This window comes from Bifidobacterium xylocopae, assembly GCF_003315615.1.
GTDB lineage: Bacteria > Actinomycetota > Actinomycetes > Actinomycetales > Bifidobacteriaceae > Bombiscardovia > Bombiscardovia xylocopae.
Genome location: NZ_PDCH01000006.1, coordinates 62,882 through 81,884, shown reverse-complemented (window position 1 = coordinate 81,884; position 19,003 = coordinate 62,882). Strand labels below are relative to the sequence as shown.

Sequence of the window (19,003 nt, the reverse complement as noted above, 5' to 3'; positions counted from 1 at the left end):
TTACTTCTCCTCAGCTTCGCTCTTGCTGTCAGCACCCTCCGCTGGCGCCTGGCTGATGCCCAGCTCACGCTCGCGCAGGACGGTGTACATCCTGGCGATGTCGTGCTTGACAGCCTTGAGGCGGGAGGTGTTCTCAAGCTGACCGGTGGCAGACTGGAAGCGCAGGTTGAACAGCTCCTCCTTGGACTTCTTGAGGAAGTCCTCAATTTCTGCGTCGGTCTTCTCGTTCAGGTTCTTGATGGAATATTCGGCTGTTCCGACTGTCATCAGATGTCACCGCCTTCACGTGCGATAATCCTGCACTTCATGGGGAGCTTGTCAATCGCTCGGCGCAAGGCCTCACGGGCGACATCCTCACTCACGCCGCCGATTTCGAACAGGACGCGTCCCGGATGGACATTGGCCACCCAGAACTCAGGCGCACCCTTTCCGGAACCCATTCGGGAACCAAGAGCGTGCTTGGTCAGGGGCCTATCGGGGAAGACCGTGATCCACACACGACCGCCACGCTTGATGTAACGGGTCATGGCGATACGTGCCGCCTCGATCTGACGGTTGGTCAGATAGGTCGGAGCCAACGCCTGGATGCCGTAGTCGCCGAAAGCGATCTCGTTGCCGCCCTTGGACATGCCCCTACGGGAGGGACGATGCTGCTTGCGGTAGTTAACCCTCTTTGGGATAAGCACAGCTCACTCCTTTGCTTCCGTTGCGACCGGCGCCTGGGCCTCGGTCTGTGCGACCTCGGCGGGCGGCGTGGCGACACCACTGTTCTCGTGCTCCGCAGCCTGACGCTGGCGCGTACGGCCCTCAGAGGAGCGGGCACCACCGCGACGGGGACGACGATCGGAGCCACGACGGCCGCGGCTGCCCTGCTGGGCCTGCTGCTCGTCAAACTCGCGCTCGGTCATGTCGCCCTTGTAGATCCACACCTTCACGCCAATACGGCCATAGGTGGTGCGGGCCTCAAAGAAGCCGTAGTCGATCAGCGCACGCAGGGTCTGCAGCGGCACCCGACCTTCACGGTAGAACTCGGAACGGCTCATCTCAGCGCCACCCAGGCGCCCTGAGAGCTTGATCCTGATGCCCTTGGCGCCAGCGCGCATGGCATCCTGCTCCGCCTTGCGCATGGCACGGCGGAAGGTGACGCGGTTGGTCAGCTGCTCGGCGATGCCCTGAGCGACCAGCTGTGCATCGATGGCGGCATTCTTTACCTCGAAGATGTTCAGCTGCACCTGCTTGCCGGTTATCTTCTCCAACTTGGCGCGGACACGCTCGGCCTCTGCACCACGGCGGCCGATCACAATGCCCGGCCGGGCGGTGTGGATGTCGACACGTACCCGGTCACGAGTGCGCTCGATGACGATCTTGGAGACGCCAGCGCGCTCCAGATCCTTGTTCATCTCCTTGCGGATCTTGTCATCCTCAAGCACGAAGTCGCTGTAGCGCTCTCCAGGCTTATGGGAGTCTGAGAACCACTTGCTGCGATGGTCTTCGGTGATGCCGAGCCGGTAGCCAAACGGGTTGATCTTCTGCCCCATTATCGGGCTCCTTCCTTGTCGGCCACCACAACCGTGATGTGACTGGTGCGCTTGTTGATGCGAGCCGCTCGACCCTGGGCACGCGGGCGGAAACGCTTCATCGTCACACCCTCATCCACATAGGTCTCGCGAATCATCAGATCGTTCTCGCGGAAAGGCTCGTTGGCCTTGTCCGCCTTGACGCGCGCGTTGGCGATTGCGGACTCCAGGACCTTGCGTACCGGGGTGGCTGCGTCCTGCGGCGCGAACTTCAGGATGGTGACGGCTTCCGTCGCACGCTTGCCTCGGATGAGGTTGACGACGCGGCGAGCCTTGCGGGGCGTCACGCGAACGTGACGGGCAATTGCTTTAGCTTCCATGTCTGTACTCTTCCTCCGCCTCAGCGGCGTGCTTTCTTGTCATCCTTCACGTGCCCCTTGAAGGTGCGCGTGGGGGCGAACTCCCCGAGCTTGTGGCCCACCATGGCCTCGGTCACGAAGACCGGGACATGCTTGCGACCATCGTGCACGGCGAACGTGTGGCCGATGAAGTCGGGGGTGATCATGGAACGGCGCGACCAGGTCTTGATGACCTCATGCGTGCCCTTCTCATTCTGCGCGTCGACTTTCTTCTGCAAGTGGGCGTCGACGAATGGGCCCTTCTTGATGCTACGAGTCATCTTTCCGACACTCCCTTACTTGCGGTTCTTGCCATTGGGCCGACGACGCACGATCATCTTGTTCGAAGCCTTCTTCGGACGGCGTGTACGGACCTCGCCCTTGCCCCATGGGGACACAGGCGGCTTGCCGCCGCGGGTACGACCGCCATGCGGGTGGTCGACAGGGTTCATGGACTCGCCACGGGTGATCGGGCGACGACCGAGCCAGCGGGCTCGACCCGCCTTGCCCAGTTCGACGTTCGCGTGCTCGGAGTTGCCGACTTCGCCAATCGTGGCGCGGCAACGCGCATCCACGTTACGAATCTCGCCGGAGGGCATACGCAGCTGGGCGTAAGCACCGTCCTTGGCGACCAGCTGGACGCCGGCACCTGCGGAACGGGCGATCTTGGCGCCTCCCAGGGGCCTCAGCTCGATGGCGTGGACGATTGTACCGGTGGGGATGTTGGCCAACGGCAGGTTGTTGCCGGGCTTGATGTCCGCCTGCGGTCCAGTCTCGATGGCATCGCCCTGCTTCACACCTTCAGGCGCGACGATATAACGCTTCTCACCATCGGCGAAGTGCAGAAGGGCGATCCGGGCCGAACGGTTTGGATCGTATTCGATCTGCGCAACCTTGGCGGGCACGCCATCCTTGTCCCAACGGCGGAAGTCGATCAGACGGTACTGGCGCTTGTGACCGCCACCCCGGTGCCTGCTCGTGACACGACCATAGGCATTGCGTCCACCGGTCTTGCTCTTTTTGCGTACCAGCGACTTCTCGGGCTTGGAGCGCGTGATCTCGGAGAAGTCCGAAACCGAAGCGTTGCGACGGCCCGCGGTCGTCGGCTTGTATGTACGGATAGCCATAATGTAGTTCTTCCTTAACTTTTCTCGGCTAGCCTTCAGTTACCGAAGACATCGATCGACTGGCCCTCAGCCACCGTGACGATGGCGCGCTTCTCCGCGATACGCTGGCCGAAGCCGGAACGTGTACGGACGCGCTTGCCCTGACGGTTGAGAGTGTTGACCGAAGTCACCTTAACCTTGAAGATCTGCTCGATGGCCTGCTTGATAGCCACCTTGTTCGCGCTAGGGTCCACCAGGAAGGTGTACTGACCGCGATCGGCGTTCATGTAGCTCTTCTCGGAGACGATGGGCTTCAGAATGATATCGTGCGCTGGCTTGTGAATAGCTGCCATGGAAATCAGGCCTCCTTCGCGGTCTCGGCCTTGGTCTGGCTCTTGGACTCAAGGAAGGCGTCGAAGCCTGCCTTGGTGAAGACCAGGTCCTCGGCGGTGACCACATCGTAGGTGTTCAGCTGATCGGCGAAGATCGTATGCACCGTGGGCAGGTTCCGCACCGACAGCCATTCGTTGATCTCGTCGCGGGAGAAGACGATTGTCGTGAACCTTGCACTGACAACGGGCAGCAGGGCCGCCTTGGCGCCCTTGGTGGAGGGCTGTTCGCCGATGCCGAAGTCGATTACGTGCGTACGGCCGGCATTGGTCCGGTCAGACAGGACGTAACGCAGGGCAGCAGCCTTCATCTTCTTGGGAGTCCGCTGCGAGTAGTCGCGGGGTACTGGCCCATGGGCCACTGCACCGCCGGCCCACTGTGGGGAACGAATCGAACCCTGACGGGCACGACCGGTGCCCTTCTGCTTCCAGGGCTTCTTACCGCCGCCGGAGATCCGGGCGCGGTTCTTGACCGCGTGCGTGCCCTGGCGGGCCGCAGCCAGCTGGGCGATGACCACCTGGTGAATCAGCGGGATGTGGGCCTGGACGTCTTCCTCAGGGATACCGAAGATGTCGGCGGGCGCTTCGACGGAACCAGCGGCCTTGCCTTTGGCATCGGTGATGTTCAACGTGACGCTTGCCATAGGTATCAAGCTCCCTTCACGGACGAGCGAACCACGACGATCGAGCCGCGGGGCCCGGGAATGGCGCCCTTGACGGCGATGATGCCGTTCTCGATGTCCGCGGAGACGATGGTGAGGTTCTGCACGGTGGACGTGTCATGGCCCATGCGTCCGGCCATGCGCTTCCCCTTCAGGATTCGGCTCGGCGTAGCGCATGCACCGACAGAGCCGGGGCGACGCTCGTTCTTGTGAGAGCCGTGGGTGCGGCGGTAGGACTTGAAGCCCCAACGCTTGATGGTGCCGGCGAAGCCCTTGCCCTTGGTGGTGCCGGTGACATCCACACGGGTGCCTTCAGGCAGCAAATCGACGGCGAGTTCCTGACCGGGCTCGTACTTGTCGGAGTCCTCGGTGCGGATTTCGACCAGGTGGCGACGGGGCGTGACCCCGGCCTTGGCGAAGTGACCGGCCAGGGGCTTGGTCACCTTCGTCGGGTCGATCTGACCGTAGCCGATCTGCACGGCGGCGTAGCCGTCGGACTCCTGGGTCTTGACGGCGGTCACCACGTTGGTGGAGACATCTACCAGAGTCACGGGGACGAAGAAGCCGTTCTCGTCCCACACCTGCGACATGCCGAGCTTGCGGCCCAGCAAGGCAGTGCTGTTCTTCTGCTCTCGAGTCATGCGGTTCCCTCCTCCCTTACAGCTTGATCTCGATGTTGACGTCCGCAGGCAGATCGATGTGCATCAGGGAATCCACCGCCTTGGGCGTGGGGTCCACGATGTCGATCAGGCGCTTGTGCGTCCGCATCTCGAAATGCTCGCGGGAGTCCTTGTACTTATGAGGAGAACGGATGACGACATACACGTTCTTCTCAGTCGGCAGCGGAACGGGGCCAACAACCGTTGCGCCCGCGTTCGTCACCGTCTCGACGATTTTCTTCGCCGATTGGTCGATGACCTCATGGTCATAGGACTTAAGCCTGATGCGGATTTTCTGTCCCGCCATTGCCGTCCGCCCTTTCTAGCGATGATTTAACTGTTTACCAACCTGCTCCTGAGGGCATCGGCGCTTATGGCCTCGCAGGCGGAAACCTGCGGAACCGGTCCACATCAATGCGTGGCCGCCCGGGCAACTGGGGAGAAACCCTTGCGCTACGCTCGCTGTTTTGTTTACCAAAGTGCGAGCCCCAAAAGAGGCAACTTTCTTATTAAAGCACGAGGGGGACCCTAGCATAATCCGGGCGTGTCGCCTCGTCTTCACCGTCCGGACCCCGCTCCACACCTGGCCTGAGCGAACCCTGCAGCGGGCACTTCCCACGTGGGCAGCAACCTCCGCCATCATCGCGGGCATCAACAGCACCGAACCGGCCCGATTCGCTCCTTGCTCCCGCTGCCTCACCGGCTTCCTTGCCGGCCCCACAGGCAAACACGAGTACACGACTCTCAGTTCGATTCAGACCATACGTGGTCCAGGCTGACCCACGGGCAGCGGGACACCTGCAGGACCCTCCCCTATGGCCTGGAAGCAGGCTTCGCCATCCTACACGCGGGGCCGAGCCGGCCGCCACGACACGCAAGCACACTGGACTCGACGACCGTCGCGGCAGCGTCCGTCACCGGCGCTACCGCGACGTTCGCTCCCTCAATCCACCCGTTGCGACGCCTCTTCGGTGGCGGCCTTGCCTTCACGGGCGACACGGCGGGCGTGGCCCTCCTCCTGGGAAACGCCGTAGTAGGCTGCGATGGCGATATCCTTCATATCCTCGATCTGCGGGACACGCGGGTTGGCCGGGGTGCACTGGTCCTCGTAGGCGCGCATCCCGATTTGGTCGAGCACACTCCAGAAATAGTCCTCGTCCACTCCGGCGGCCTGGAAGGAGGACTCCATACCGAGCTTGTTGTCGCGGTAATCCTCCAGTGCCTGGGCGTACTTCTCCACACCCTCCTGCGGGCTGGAGGACTCGATGCCCAGCTCATGCGCCAGCTCCTGGTAGCGCTCAGCCGCCGTATACTGGCTGTACTTGGGCCATGACGTGGACTCCTGCGGCACCTGCCCGTTGTAACGCACCACATACGGCAGCAGGATCGAGTTGGTGCGGCCGTGGGCAAGCCGGCACAAGGCCCCGATCGTATGAGCCATGCCGTGGCACATACCCAGGAAGGCCGAGCCGAATGCCATGCCGGCCATGGTGCCTGCGTTGTGCATCTTCTCCTGCGCCTTCGTGCGCTCACGACCTGGCTGGGCGTTGACCGCAGTCGACAGGTTGTCCCAGATGAGCTTGGCCGCATGCAGCGCCATGGCATCGGTGTAATCATTCGCATAGACGGAGACGAAGGACTCTGTGGCATGGGTCAGGGCATCGAACCCGGAGTCACAGGCGAGCGCCCGAGGCTGAGTCCGGGCCAGCACCGGATCCACAATCGCCACCGATGGCGTCAGGGCGTAATCAGTGACAGGATATTTGTAGCCGGTCTTATGGTCGGTGATCACCGCGAAGGGCGTCACCTCCGATCCGGTGCCCGAGGAGGTGGGAATGCACACCAGCTTGGCCTTTGAACCCAGCGGGGGAATCTTGAAAGCGCGCTTGCGGATGTCGAAGAACTTCTCACGGACGTCCGCGAACGAAATCTCAGGGTGCTCATACAGGAGCCACATGATCTTCGCTGCATCCATGGGCGAGCCCCCACCCACCGCGATGATGGTGTCGGGCTTGAATTCGTCACGCATCATTGAGGCGCCACGCTCCACCGTCTCCACGGAGGGCTCCGGCTCGACGTAATCGATTGTGCGGAAAGTGACCGGCTCGGAGCGGGCCCGCAGCTGATCGATGATCTTGTCAACGATGCCCAGCTGCTCCATGACCTTGTCGCACACGATGACCGCCCGACGGATGCCGAACATGTCGCGCAGGTACTTGACCGCATTCGGCTCGAAGTAGGTCTTGGGCGGCAGCTTGAACCACTGCATGTTGTTGTTCCTCCGCGCGATCCGCTTGACATTGATCAGGTTGACGGCCTGGACGTTGCCCGAGACCGAGTTGCCGCCGTATGAGCCGCAGCCCAGGGTCAGCGAAGGGGCGATCGAATTGTAGATGTCACCGATGCCGCCCAGGGACGAGGGCTGGTTCCAGATGATGCGACAGGCATGCATCCTGATGCCGTACTCACGCACCAGGGTCTCATCGTCGGTATGGATGGCGGCGGTATGTCCGGCTCCGTGCACCAGCATCCTCTCGCACATGTCGAAGGCCTCATCCTTGCCTGTGGCCTTGAGCACCGCCTGGACCGGCGCCAGCTTCTCCATGGTCAGCGGCTCCATCTCGCCGACTTCCTTGCATTCGGCCGCGATGATGGTGGCGTCTTCGGGAATCTCGAAGCCGGCCTCCTTGGCGATGTACTGGGGTGATTTTCCCGGCACCATCGAGTTGAGCCTGGGGGCGGGGGCATCCTTGCCCGGGTATGAGGTCACTCCGAACATGTACCGCTCGAGCAGGGCCTTTTCGCGTTCGTTGACGAAGTATGCCTTCCGGCGCTTCATCTCCGCCACGAGGCGGTCGTATATGTCCTGATGGGCGATGATGGCCTGCTCGGTGGCACAGATCATGCCATAGTCGAAGTGCTTGGACAGGATCAGATCATTGACGGCGCGGGGCACACTCACCGCCTTGTCCACATACGCGGGCGCATTGCCGGCTCCGACACCCAGGGCCGGCTTACCGGAGGAATATGCGGCTTTGACCATGCCGGGGCCGCCCGTGGCCAGGATGGTGGCCACCCCAGGGTGCTTCATCAACGCACCGGTGGCGTCCACGGACGGGTGCTCGATCCACTGGATGCAGTCTGCCGGGGCCCCCGCCTCGATCGCCGCGTCACGCACGATCCTCGCGGCGGCAACCGAGCACCGCTGGGCGAAGGGGTGAAAGCCGAACACAATCGGGCAGCGTGTCTTCAAGGCAATCAGCGACTTGAATATCGCGGTCGAGGTGGGATTGGTCACCGGAGTCACGCCGGCCACCACACCCACGGGCTCGGCCACCTCGACGATTCCATCCACGTCCGATTCACTGATGACACCGACCGTGCGCTGATGGGCCAGGTGATTGGTCACATGTTCACAGGCGAAGATGTTCTTGGTCGCCTTGTCCTCCACCAACCCGCGGCCCGTCTCCTCGACGGCCATCCGCGCCAGCTCCAGGTGCTTGTTGAGCGCTGCGATCGAGGCCTTGGCTACAATCCGATCCACCTGCTCCTGATCGAGCTTCTCGAACTCCTTCAAAGCGACCTGGGCCCTGGACACCAAGGCGTCCACCTCGTTTTGGGCGCCAGGCGCCTCCGTCTTCTCCCGGATCTTCGTCGATGACTTACGTGCCGAAACCACAGCCCCTCCTTATGACGGTCTGGCCCGGCACCTCATCCAAGGGCACATTCCCCTAAGGATGCGGCGCCCTTGTCTGTCCTGTACACAACTTGGCCAACGTATTGTGACCAGAATCACAATGTAGCGGATACGACCGCCCTGGGCCACTCGAACGGGTTTCGTGCGGTTTGCGGCGTGTCACTGCTTGAAATCCGGCGGATCATGTTCGGTTTCAAACACAGAATGTGAGTTTTCTCGTCCACTTGAGTTCCTGCAAACATGGTAACTGGACCAAGGGCCGATAGGTCCTGCCTACCACCCGCATGCATGCCCGTCCATGCTCGACCGGCATGCACCTTTGCCCACAGGGCCACGGCTTGGACGCTTTGGAATAGCAAAAGCCCCCACGGGTCCGGGTAACCGGACGAGCGGGGGTGTTGCTTGAAGCCGAAGAGCCCTTGGCGTTAACGCTTCGAGAACTGGGGAGCGCGGCGGGCCTTGTGCAGACCGGCCTTCTTGCGCTCGACGACGCGGGCGTCACGGGTCAGGAAGCCGGCCTTCTTGAGCGCTGCGCGATTGGCATCACGGTCGATGGCGTTCAGCGCGCGGGCCACACCCAGACGCACCGCACCGGCCTGGCCGGTCACACCGCCGCCGTCCACCAGGACCTTGACATCGAACTTGCCCTCGAGCTTAAGGAGCACGATCGGCGAATTGACCTCACGCTGATGCAGCTTGGAGGGGAAGTACTCCTCCAGGCTGTGGCCGTTGATGGACCACTTGCCCTCGCCGGGAACCAGACGGACCCGGGCGACTGCCTCCTTGCGACGACCGGTGCCGTAGCCCGGAGCTATCGCGGAGGTGCCGGTACCTGCACCGGAGTTGGTCTCGGAGGTGTACGCGGTCTGCTCAGCCTCAAGAACCGCGGAGCTGTTGTTGTTATCAGCCATAGTTATCGTTCCCTTCGGTTCTACTTAGCCTGCTGCGAGACCCGAGCGATCTTGAACTCGGTAGGCTTCTGGCTCTGGTGCTTGTGGTCCTCGCCCGCATAGACGTGCAGGCGGGTCATCTGGACCCGGGCCAGCTTGTTCTTGGGCAGCATCCCCTTGACGGCGGTCGTGATGATCCGCTCGGGGTTGTGCTGCATGAGCTCGCCGTAGGAGTCGCGACGCAGGCCGCCGGGGCGGCCGGAGTGTGTGTACAGGACCTTGCTGTCCTTGTTGCCGGTCAGGGCCACCTTGGACGCGTTGATGACGATCACGTGGTTGCCGGAGTCGGCATGGGGCGCGAACGTGGGCTTGTTCTTACCGCGCAGCAGGATCGCGACCTGGGCGGCCAAGCGGCCGAGCACCATATCGGTGGCATCGACGACGTACCAGTCATGACTCAAGTCAGCCGGCTTTGGGGTGAACGTTTTCACAGTTTCAACCTTTTCCTTGCATTGTGTTTCGGGCTCCCCGACACGCTGTTAAGGCAACGTGCGGCAAACCGCATTATCCGTGGGCTCCCTGCAAGTCCTAGACGGCGAGTGGGAAAAGCGCTTTGAGGACCCCTGAGGGAAACACAACAAAACCCCATTGTAGCCCGGGCCTAGACTTGGCACAAACCCCAGGGGAACAGCGCGTCGACTTCCCCCAAACGCCGCACCCCACCTGATGCCCCCTACCCGCGGGAAGCGGCCGCCTTGGCCACATGGGCCTCCGGATCCGACTTGAGCCGCTCGATAGTCCCGGCAGCGGTCGACGGATTCACAGCCACCGCACGGCGCACCATCGTGGCCAGCACACCGGGCGCATCGGGCTCCACGCTTATCCCCAGCTGCGCCAGGAAATCCAGGGTCTCCGGATCCGTATCCCCGTTCTGGGCCCCTTCCAGCCGCATTTTCCAGGAGGTCATGGGATTGGTCAGGGCCGCCGCACGCACGCCGCCGTCCGAATCCTTGGTCAGGAGACCGGCCAGCCAGTTCTTGTCGTCTTTGTTGGCGGCCACGGCCCGGCGCACCTGTGGGTCCGGGTCCTGGGAGAGTTTGACCAGAATGTTCGGGAAGGGCATGGTCTCAGCCAGGAACACCCGGTCCTCGACCGGCGTGTGCAGGTTGCCGGCCACAGCCTCAAGCAGTGCCGTGGCGCGCGAGAAGGCAGCCTGGTCCGCCCGGTCAGGCAGGGGTTGACGCGCCAACCTACTCAGTTCCGCTGCATCCTCGGAGTGACGCAACCGTTCGTAGGAGACGGTCAGAACCTCCCCAGGATGGCCTTGACCCCGCTGCCCGTTCTCCGAATCGCTCATGGCAACCAGCATAAGCAAACCATTCGATTTCCCGGCCCAACTCCACCAGACGGGTGCCCTGGGCCCGATAGCACCCCCCCCTGCCGGGGCGGGAACGACCATTGACGTGTCGGCGGGATCTTCCAGCCCCCGCCTTTCCTGAGAAGTCCTACACTGGATAGGATTGGTGCGAACGTTCTCAAACCGGCAGGAGACGGGATGCAAACAGTGCTGGACCCGCCCGGGAAACCCGCGGTCGGTGAGATCGAGGACCGTAAGTCGGTTTTCATCGGGGCGGCCTGCCATGTGAGCGGGGAGGCCGAAGCACTCGAATTCATCGCTGCACGACGCGAGCACGACCCCAAGGCCCGGCACGTATGCCACTGTGCGATCTGGGGCGGTGATGCGGCAGCCTTGACCGGCAAAGGCAAAGCCGTGACCGGCGTGGGCGAAGGCTCCCCCGCCGGCATAGGTGCAGGTACCCTGTCCGAGCACATGAGCGATGACGGTGAGCCATCGGGAACAGCAGGCAAGCCGATATTGGAAGTCCTGCGGCGCAACGACATGACCGACTGCATCGTGACGGTGACCCGCTACTTCGGAGGGACCCTTCTGGGCTCCGGCGGGCTTATACGTGCCTACTCATCGGCCGCTTCGGCTGCGCTCAGCAGGGCCACGAAAGCGCGGATCGTACCGGCCTGCCGCCTGCTCGTGCAAGCGGATTACCCCCGCTACGAGCGCCTCAGACGACTGGTCGAGCGTTGCCAGGGACGCGTGGACGACGAAACCTTCACCGACCGCGTTTCGCTCACCATCGCTCTGCCAGCACCGGAGGTGGCGACCTTCAAGGCCAGTCTCAGAAACTCGTTCAATGGACGGCTAAGTGCCCAGGACCAAGGTCTGACCGCCTTGTACCAACCCCTCTAGCATCCGACCCAGCACACAACCGGCCGCGGCCCGTCCTGGCGGCGGGCATCCTCACCTCGCCAGGTTTCCAAGAGGTTTACAGAACCACCCGAGAATAAACCGCGACACGCAGGCCGGGCACACTGGTCGCTCTTAGCATAAGCCGTATGAAAACCTCATATGACAAACCATTGAACCTCGGACAAACCCTGTTCCGCTTGCGCAAGGAGCGCGGCAGCACCCAGCAGGAGGTCGGCGAATTCGTCGGCGTAAGCAAAGTAGCCATCTCCAAGTGGGAGAACGGCTTGAACCTGCCGGACATCTCCTCGCTGCCCTTACTGGCCTCCTACTTCAACGTGAGCATCGACCAGCTCCTGGGCTATGAAGCCCAGCTGAGCGAAGAGCAAGCACACTCCATCTACGCCAATCTGGCGCGGACCCTTGGCGGGGCAAGCAATGACCGGGTCGACCAGGCGGGCGGCAAAGCCGACAGCCGGCAAGAACAATCAGCCGCCCCTACCCCCGAGAGCGCGCGGAAAGTGTGGACCTCGGTCCAGGCACTGATCAAACGTTATTACTCCAGCCCCATCCTCCTGTTGAGCATGGGAATCTTTGTGCTCAACCACTACGACCTGCTACCAGGCCCACACACGATGGACCATGACCGAATCTACCTGGAGAGGGCCCGCGAGCTCTTCGCGCGGGTACGCGAACTGAGCAGCGACGCCAAACTGATCGACAGGGCCAATAAGAACGAGGCCTACTGCCTGCTGCTCTTGCGCCGCCCCCAAGATGTGCTCAAGCTGCTTGGCGAACACATGGATGAGCTCTTCCCCGGCGAGACACTGATAGCCAGCGCCCAGCAACAGCTGGGGCGGACGGAGGACGCGTTGGAAACCACACAAGCATCGATATTCCAATACGCCACGGTTCTGGTCAGCCAATTGGCCTCCTACCTGCCGCTCATACGGTCCTCGTCGACTGCGGTCATCGCCACCGCAGAACGAGGGGAAGCCCTCATCACGACATTCCGCCTGGAGGACCTGAGCCCGGTGATCGTCCTCAATTTCCGGCTCTCCCTTGCCTGTGCCTATGCCGACTTAGGCGTGACCGATGGAGCTCGTCAGGCGCTGCAAGCCTATGCCGACCTGCTGGCTACGGCGGCATTCCCAATCACCAGGCATGGCGACGAATACTTCAGCCGCATCGACCATTGGCTCGAGACCATCGGTGTTGATGCGCCCGCTCCCCGCCTGAGCGGTCTCTATGAGCAGAACATGAGCCTGTTACCCTTCCGGCACCCCCAGTTGGGCGGTCTCCTGCAGACCGAACCATTCGCCCCGCTGGCGGCACAACTTAAGACAATGAAAAGGTAAAACCATGGAATTCATCACACAATTGGGGCTGAACGCCGCCACCTTTCCCTGCACATCCGTCTGCACTGTCGCCATGGGCGCTCAAAACGATCCTCGGATGGTGCCGGTCGATCAGCTGACCCCCATTCTGATCCCCCTGGCACTCGTGCAGCTGGCGCTCATGATCATCGCTTTGGTCCACGTATTCCGTCACCACCATTATCGCTTCGGCAGCAGGACCTTATGGGTGATCGCCATCGTCTGCCTGGGGTTCCTTGGTCCGCTGGCTTACTTGCTCTTCGGGCAAGAGCGGGGCCAGACAAGCAACGAGGAGGAGGACGCCCAGATGACGCCGGACTGCGCGCCCCATGATTCCTGGAGCGGACAATGAAAGCCCTGGAAATACATGACTTGGTAAAGCACTATCAAGGCAAACGGGTCCTGCATGGGCTCAATCTGGAACTGGAGCCGGGTGAGATCTACGGACTCGTAGGTCCTAACGGTGCAGGAAAGACAACCACCATGCGCATAATTCTAGGTCTGGACCACGCGGACTCCGGCTCCGTGCTCATCGCCGGACAACAGGTGCACTTCGGATCGGCGGCAGCCAATCGGCATGTCGGTTTCCTGTCCGACGTGCCGGCATTTTATGATTACCTGACCGCCGAAGAATACCTGAGCGCATGCGGAAGCATTGCAGGCACCCCAGCGAGCGCCATATCGGGCCAAGTACAGGAGGTGACCGGAATCGTCGGCCTCCACTCCGCAAGGAAACGCCTGATCCGTGGCTTCTCCCGTGGCATGAGGCAACGCCTTGGCATAGCCCAGGCGTTGCTGGGAAGCCCAAAACTGCTGATCTGCGACGAACCTACATCCGCGCTCGACCCGAAGGGTCGGCACGATTTCCTAACCCTCTTGGACGGTCTGCGAGGCAGCATGACCGTCCTTCTCTCCACGCATATTCTGAGCGACATGGAAAGGCTCTGCGACCGCGTGGGCTTCCTGAACAGGGGACGACTGGTCGAGGAGGGTAGTCCGGAAACGCTGGAAAGCGCATATGCCCAGCCCAGACTGCGCATAGGTTTCGCCGGCGCCGACCAAGCCGAAATGGCGCTGCCACTTGCGGCAGAAGCCCTTCAGAGGCAAGCGCGCCAATATGCAAGGGACGCGGAGACGCTTCATCCCCGGCCGGGAGCCGGACGAACAGGCAGCGAAATCAACCTGCCTTACTCAGGACCCTATGAACAAGCAGCCGGAGAGGTCCTGCGAATCCTGCTCAGCGCCCGCCTGACACCCATAAGCTTCGAACAGGTGAGCCCGAACTTGGATGACGTTTTCATGGAGGTTGTGGGATGAGCACATCAATCAGACAGACAGCACGGACCACTGTGACGCTTCTTGCCGTGGAGGCAAAGACCGCCTGGCGCAGCAAGCGTCTGCTCATCCTGGCCGCCGTATTCGTGCTGCTGGGCTTCGCCGGGCCACTGGCCGCCAAGCTGACACCCGCCATACTCCAGTCGGCACCTGGTGGAGCGCAGCTGGCACGGCTCATACCCGAGCCTGACTCCCTGGACTCCTGGGCCCAGTTCTACAAGTCGATGACCCAGCTGGGCATCTATATGCCGGCCATCATCCTGAGCGGCATGGTCAGCCATGACGTGAGCTCCGGTGCCCTGGTCAACCTGGTGGCCAAAGGCCTTCCCCGTCCTACGGTCATCGCGGCCAAATACCTGTCAGCCCTGGTCCAATGGGCGCTCTCCATCACCCTTGCTTTTTCCATCACCTGGGGATACACCCTTTACTACTTCCCCGACGGCCACGGCCCCCACCCGCTCACAGCCTTGGCTCCCCTGCTGGCCTTCGGCTTCTTCTTCATGGCGGCCCTTGTCCTTGGATCCGCCTTGGCGCGTTCCAACCATGCAGCCCTGCTCACAGCCGTCATCGTCCAGGTCGCACTCATGGCCCTCAACACCCTGGACCGGGTGAAACGTTACAATCCGGTTTCACTGCTGTCCGGCAGCATGCCCCTACTGAAAGGAGACGAGGACCTGTGCCGGCTCGCACCCGCCTTCCTGGTCTCCCTGGTTGCGGCTGCAGCCTGTCTCACCTTCAGCGCCCTGATCCTCAGCCGTAAACGGCTGTAGGACACCGCACCAGGGCATGAGGCCCAAGAATCCATGCAGCAGCCGGCAGCATGCCTTTGGGAAAGTTCCACAGTTGGCTCGGGGCAACTATCCTGCAGGCAACAGCTTTCCGCCTGTGCAACGAGGACGGTGCCTTGCAAGCATGAGGCCCGCGAACCGTGACTAACAGCGGTTTGCGGGCCTATCTGCGGAGACGAGGAGATTCGAACTCCTGGACCGCTTGCGCAGTCAACACCTTAGCAGGGTGCCCCTTTCGGCCACTCAGGCACGTCTCCGAATCCTGCACGAGCATAAAACCCGCTCAAGATTACAATAAGCCAGCATATCACTCAGGCTCCCCAGACGCGCCGCGGCCTGCGGCGACCCAGGGCACCAGCTTGTGGCAGAGCCCTTCTCCCCCAGCGAATGCCGGACCGTCGCAGGGGGCGAGCGCCGCTAGGATGGGGGCATGAGCACTGCACCGAGGTTGGCGGCCGCCAAGCGCGACTGGGGCGGCGATGAAGCCGGCTGCACGGTGCTGCATATCGATATGGATGCCTTCTACGCCTCCTGCGAGGTGGCCCGGCACCCGGAGCTTAGGGGACTGCCGTTGATCATCGGCACCGGGCCGCGCTCGGTGGTTTCCGCCGCCTCCTACGAGGCCAGGCGCTATGGGATCAACTCGGCCATGCCGGTGGCAACGGCCCGGCGCCTGTGCCCGCACGGCACGTTTCTTCCCGTGGACATGCGGTATTACCGGGCGATCTCCGCACGAATATTCGCCGAGGTGTTCTCACGGGTGACCGACCAGGTGGAACAGGTGTCGGTGGACGAGTGCTACATGGACGTGTCGGGGGCCTTGCGGCGGTGGGGGCATCCAACCGCAATCGCACAGGCCATCCGGGAAAGGGTGGCCGAACGTTTCCATGTGACCTGTTCGGTGGGTGTGGCTTCCAACAAACTGATAGCGAAAATGGCTTCGACGAACGCCAAACCCGACGGCATGCTGCTGATTCCCCGGACACGGCAGGCCGAATTCGTTCAGCTGATGCCTTTGCGCGGCATACCGGGCATCGGTCAGGCCTTGGAAAAACGGCTAAAATCCTGGGGCATCGAAGATGTTGCGGCCCTGAGCAGGTGCTCGGAAACGGAGCTGCTGCAAGCCACGGGATCCCGGATCAGCGCGCACAGCCTCTTCCTGGCCTCGCACGGGCTGGATGAGCGGGCGGTCACCCCGTATACACCTGAAAAGTCGATCGGGGCGGAGCGGACTTTCCTGAAGGACACGACCTCGCTCAAAGAGGTCTCGGCCCTGTTACGCAGATGTTCGGACGAAGTGGCATCGGCCCTGCGCAAGCGGGGGCTGCTGGCACGCACCATCACCGTCAAGCTGCGTTTCGAAGACCTCACTTACATGACGAAGTCCCATACGCTACGGGTTCCCGTCCATGCGGCTTCGGCGATTTTCCCGGAAACCCTGCACCTGTTGGAGAACATGCTGGGGATGGATGAGGGGCAGGTGGATGCCGGTGAGCTACCGCGCCTGGTGCGCCTGGCCGGCGTCTCCGCCTCGGGACTGACCAAGGCCGGGGAGACGCCGGTGCAACTTTCCCTGGACGAGCTCCTTGAAGAGGAAGAGGAGGAGCCGGACCAACAGCGAAAGGCCCAGTTGGAAACGGCCGAACAGGCCTTGGACTCCATCCGTGGCCGTTTCGGCAAAGGCTCGGTCAAACTGGGACTATGAGCGGGGCACCGCAGCCGGATGGCCAAGATCACCATATGCAAACGCGGCACACGGATTCAGTGCCCGAATGCACGCCAGCCCGGCTCCGGACGATCCGGACCGGGCTGAAAGCCATCGAATAAGCAGCTCACTCATCTCCCCTGCGGAGGCAGGGCCGCCACCTTGGGGTGATCATGGTCGTAGGGTCCCTGGGCTTGGGCGCCACCGGCATCTCCGACCTGTGCGAAGAACTCCTCCTGGGCGTCCTTGTACCAGGCCCAGTCCTCCGGCAGGTCATCCTCATAAAAGATCGCCTCGACCGGGCACACCGGCTCACAGGCACCGCAGTCCACGCACTCGTTGGGGTTGATGTACAGGTCGCGTGGCCCCTCGTAGATGCAATCCACCGGGCACTCGTCCACGCACGCTTTGTCCTTGACATCCACACAAGGCTGCGCAATCACATACGTCATGGGCTCCTCCTCAGGCAATACCGACAAGAATACCCTCGGCTTGGGACGCTCCCGGAACGGCAGCGGCCCCGCCCCGGATGCCAGCGCCGGGGCTCAGCCCAGGTCCCGCAAGGCTTCAGCCGAGATGGTGTCGGTCAGCAGGTCCTCCCCCAAGCGTGAGTGCCGGTAGGAGTAACCGAAGTAGATAGCGAAGCCGATGAGCAGCCAGACAAGGAAGCGGATCCAAGTGAGCACGGTCAGGTTGAGCATGAGCCACAGGCAGGCCAGCGCGATCAGGATAGGAATGACCGGATTGCCGGGCATCTTGAAGGACCGCTCCAGGTCGGGGCGCTTGCGGCGCATGATCGGGATGGATGCTGCCACCAGCATGAAGGCTGACAGTGTACCGATATTGACCATATCGGACAGGACATCGATGTTGAAGCAGCAAGCCACGATCGCCACGACCACCCCGGCGACGACCTGAATGCGGGCGGGGGTGCCATGGCGACCGGTCCGCGAGAGCGAACGGGGCAGGAGACCATCCCGGCTCAGCGCGAACACGATGCGGGTCAGGCCCAAGAGAAGGACCATGACCACAGTGGTGAGTCCGATGACGATGCCGAAGGAGATCAGCTTCGCGGCCCAAGTCGCCCCCACCAGTTCGAAACCTGTTGCCAGGGAAGGCGAAGGCGACTTGGCCAGGTCCTTGTATGAGACCATGCCGGTGGTGACGATGGCGACGAGCACATAGAGGACGACGACCATGACCATGCCGAGGAATATTCCCCGAGGGACGGTCCTATGGGGATCCTTCGCCTCCTCCGAGGTGGTGGCGACCACATCGAAGCCGATGAAGGCGAAGAAGACAAGGGCCGCGCCCGAAAGAATGCCCGGTACGCCATAGACGGTGGGACTCTTGCCTGTGGCCCATTGCCACAGGGGCTGGGCCATGGTCGAAGTGACCTCCTGGCCCTTGATCGCGGAAGCAGGCTGGGATGGGGGGATGAAGGGGTGGTAGTTTTCGGCCTTGATATAGAAGAACCCGACGATGATGACAAACAGGACGATGCCTATTTTCAATACCGTCAGAGCGCCATCGAAGCGGGCGGACATCTTGGTGCCCAGAACCAGCAGGACCGTAAAGAGCCCGACCACAATCAGCGGTGCGACATCTATGGGGAAGGTACCGATCGCGAAGGTCGTGGAGAAGCCTGCACCCCCCATCAGGTGGACGAAATCATTCAGATAGACACCCCAGTACTTGGAGATGACCGAGGCGGCCATGAGCATCTCCAGGATCAGGTCCCAGCCGATCACCCAGGCAACGAGCTCGCCGATCGTCGTGTACGTGAAGGTGTAAGCGGAACCGGACACCGGGATCATGGAGGCGAATTCGGCGTAGCACATGACGGCGGCGCCGCAGACGATGCCCGCGATGATGAAACTGAGGATGACCGCTGGGCCGGCATGGAAGGCGGACGCTTGGGCGCCAACCGAGAAGATGCCGGCGCCGACCGCGACCGCCACCCCCATTACCGCCAGGTCCCAGGTGGACAGGGTCCGTTTGAGCCTGCGCCCTTCCTCCCCCGTCTCAGCGAGGGTCTGTTCGACGGTCTTCGTCCTGAACACATGCATGGGTCCTCATCTCGTCCGATGTGCCTGCGACCAACCATCACTATAGGTCGAGACTTGAACTTAGCCACGCTCCCGGCACCGACGCACAACATCGCACAGGCGGGCCGGGGCGAAGCAAGGCAGGTTGCCAAAGGTTGCTAAAACGTTATACC

22 protein-coding genes and 1 tRNA gene are annotated in these 19,003 nt (G+C 62.2%); 6 read left to right on the top strand and 17 right to left on the bottom strand.

What is annotated here, in order from left to right; translation table 11 throughout:
* From rpmC to CRD59_RS04095, 14 genes are all read right to left on the bottom strand, one after another.
* Positions 1–267, bottom strand: a complete 267-nt coding sequence (gene rpmC, locus CRD59_RS04160) for a 50S ribosomal protein L29 (protein ID WP_113853390.1) — start codon at positions 265–267, stop codon at positions 1–3.
* A complete protein-coding gene (gene rplP / locus CRD59_RS04155; protein WP_113853388.1) occupies positions 267–686 on the bottom strand; it encodes a 50S ribosomal protein L16 in 420 nt (139 codons plus the stop codon). Before rplP ends, rpmC begins: the two co-directional genes overlap by 1 nt.
* Before the next feature lie 3 nt (positions 687–689).
* Complete coding sequence (gene rpsC / locus CRD59_RS04150) at positions 690–1,538, bottom strand: 30S ribosomal protein S3 (protein ID WP_113853386.1); 849 nt, start codon at positions 1,536–1,538, stop codon at positions 690–692.
* On the bottom strand, positions 1,538–1,897 hold the full coding sequence (gene rplV / locus CRD59_RS04145; protein WP_113853384.1) for a 50S ribosomal protein L22: 360 nt from the start codon (positions 1,895–1,897) through the stop codon (positions 1,538–1,540). The genes rpsC and rplV overlap by 1 nt, the downstream gene beginning before the upstream one ends.
* A 20-nt stretch (positions 1,898–1,917) precedes the next feature.
* Positions 1,918–2,196, bottom strand: coding sequence for a 30S ribosomal protein S19 (gene rpsS / locus CRD59_RS04140; protein ID WP_033504332.1), 279 nt, complete (start codon positions 2,194–2,196; stop codon positions 1,918–1,920).
* A gap of 15 nt (positions 2,197–2,211) precedes the next feature.
* On the bottom strand, positions 2,212–3,042 hold the full coding sequence (gene rplB / locus CRD59_RS04135; RefSeq protein WP_113853382.1) for a 50S ribosomal protein L2: 831 nt from the start codon (positions 3,040–3,042) through the stop codon (positions 2,212–2,214).
* A gap of 35 nt (positions 3,043–3,077) precedes the next feature.
* A complete protein-coding gene (gene rplW / locus CRD59_RS04130) occupies positions 3,078–3,374 on the bottom strand; it encodes a 50S ribosomal protein L23 (protein ID WP_113853380.1) in 297 nt (98 codons plus the stop codon).
* Positions 3,375–3,379: 5 nt separating this feature from the next.
* A complete protein-coding gene (gene rplD, locus CRD59_RS04125) occupies positions 3,380–4,054 on the bottom strand; it encodes a 50S ribosomal protein L4 (RefSeq protein ID WP_113853378.1) in 675 nt (224 codons plus the stop codon).
* A 5-nt stretch (positions 4,055–4,059) separates the two neighbouring features.
* Entirely contained in the window at positions 4,060–4,713 is a 654-nt protein-coding gene (gene rplC / locus CRD59_RS04120) for a 50S ribosomal protein L3 (protein ID WP_113853377.1), read from the bottom strand.
* Positions 4,714–4,729: 16 nt separating this feature from the next.
* Positions 4,730–5,038: a 30S ribosomal protein S10 gene (gene rpsJ / locus CRD59_RS04115; RefSeq protein WP_006295278.1), complete on the bottom strand. Its 309-nt coding sequence runs from the start codon at positions 5,036–5,038 to the stop codon at positions 4,730–4,732.
* 636 nt (positions 5,039–5,674) lie between these two features.
* Positions 5,675–8,410: a bifunctional acetaldehyde-CoA/alcohol dehydrogenase gene (adhE, locus tag CRD59_RS04110; protein ID WP_113853375.1), complete on the bottom strand. Its 2,736-nt coding sequence runs from the start codon at positions 8,408–8,410 to the stop codon at positions 5,675–5,677.
* Between the two features lie 443 nt (positions 8,411–8,853).
* Positions 8,854–9,339, bottom strand: a complete 486-nt coding sequence (rpsI, locus tag CRD59_RS04105) for a 30S ribosomal protein S9 (protein ID WP_113853373.1) — start codon at positions 9,337–9,339, stop codon at positions 8,854–8,856.
* Positions 9,340–9,359: 20 nt separating this feature from the next.
* A complete protein-coding gene (gene rplM, locus CRD59_RS04100; RefSeq protein WP_113853372.1) occupies positions 9,360–9,809 on the bottom strand; it encodes a 50S ribosomal protein L13 in 450 nt (149 codons plus the stop codon).
* A 242-nt stretch (positions 9,810–10,051) separates the two neighbouring features.
* A complete protein-coding gene (locus CRD59_RS04095; RefSeq protein ID WP_113853370.1) occupies positions 10,052–10,687 on the bottom strand; it encodes an AbrB family transcriptional regulator in 636 nt (211 codons plus the stop codon).
* Positions 10,688–10,873: 186 nt separating this feature from the next.
* On the opposite strand from CRD59_RS04095, the gene CRD59_RS04090 reads away from it, so the two are divergent.
* From CRD59_RS04090 to CRD59_RS04070, 5 genes are all read left to right on the top strand, one after another.
* On the top strand, positions 10,874–11,581 hold the full coding sequence (locus CRD59_RS04090) for an IMPACT family protein (RefSeq protein WP_113853368.1): 708 nt from the start codon (positions 10,874–10,876) through the stop codon (positions 11,579–11,581).
* 146 nt (positions 11,582–11,727) lie between these two features.
* Positions 11,728–12,936 carry a helix-turn-helix domain-containing protein gene (locus tag CRD59_RS04085; RefSeq protein ID WP_113853366.1) on the top strand — a complete coding sequence of 403 codons (1,209 nt, stop codon included), beginning with the start codon at positions 11,728–11,730 and terminating at the stop codon, positions 12,934–12,936.
* Between the two features lie 4 nt (positions 12,937–12,940).
* The gene (locus CRD59_RS04080; RefSeq protein ID WP_236632714.1) at positions 12,941–13,306 is read left to right on the top strand and encodes a PLD nuclease N-terminal domain-containing protein; all 366 of its coding nucleotides are present in this window, start codon (positions 12,941–12,943) and stop codon (positions 13,304–13,306) included.
* A complete protein-coding gene (locus tag CRD59_RS04075; protein ID WP_113853364.1) occupies positions 13,303–14,271 on the top strand; it encodes an ABC transporter ATP-binding protein in 969 nt (322 codons plus the stop codon). Before CRD59_RS04080 ends, CRD59_RS04075 begins: the two co-directional genes overlap by 4 nt.
* Positions 14,268–15,059: an ABC transporter permease gene (locus CRD59_RS04070; protein WP_113853363.1), complete on the top strand. Its 792-nt coding sequence runs from the start codon at positions 14,268–14,270 to the stop codon at positions 15,057–15,059. The genes CRD59_RS04075 and CRD59_RS04070 overlap by 4 nt, the downstream gene beginning before the upstream one ends.
* Before the next feature lie 188 nt (positions 15,060–15,247).
* Here CRD59_RS04070 and CRD59_RS04065 read toward each other — a convergent pair.
* Positions 15,248–15,334 (bottom strand) — tRNA-Ser (locus tag CRD59_RS04065).
* Positions 15,335–15,507: 173 nt separating this feature from the next.
* Between CRD59_RS04065 and dinB the strand changes: the two genes are divergently transcribed.
* Positions 15,508–16,782, top strand: a complete 1,275-nt coding sequence (gene dinB, locus CRD59_RS04060) for a DNA polymerase IV (protein WP_113853362.1) — start codon at positions 15,508–15,510, stop codon at positions 16,780–16,782.
* A gap of 131 nt (positions 16,783–16,913) precedes the next feature.
* Here dinB and fdxA read toward each other — a convergent pair whose 3' ends face one another.
* Together fdxA and CRD59_RS04050 are read right to left on the bottom strand one after the other, a co-directional pair.
* The gene (gene fdxA / locus CRD59_RS04055) at positions 16,914–17,234 is read right to left on the bottom strand and encodes a ferredoxin (protein ID WP_113853360.1); all 321 of its coding nucleotides are present in this window, start codon (positions 17,232–17,234) and stop codon (positions 16,914–16,916) included.
* Positions 17,235–17,327: 93 nt separating this feature from the next.
* Entirely contained in the window at positions 17,328–18,851 is a 1,524-nt protein-coding gene (locus CRD59_RS04050) for an APC family permease (RefSeq protein WP_113853358.1), read from the bottom strand.
* Between the last annotated feature and the right edge of the window lie 152 nt (positions 18,852–19,003).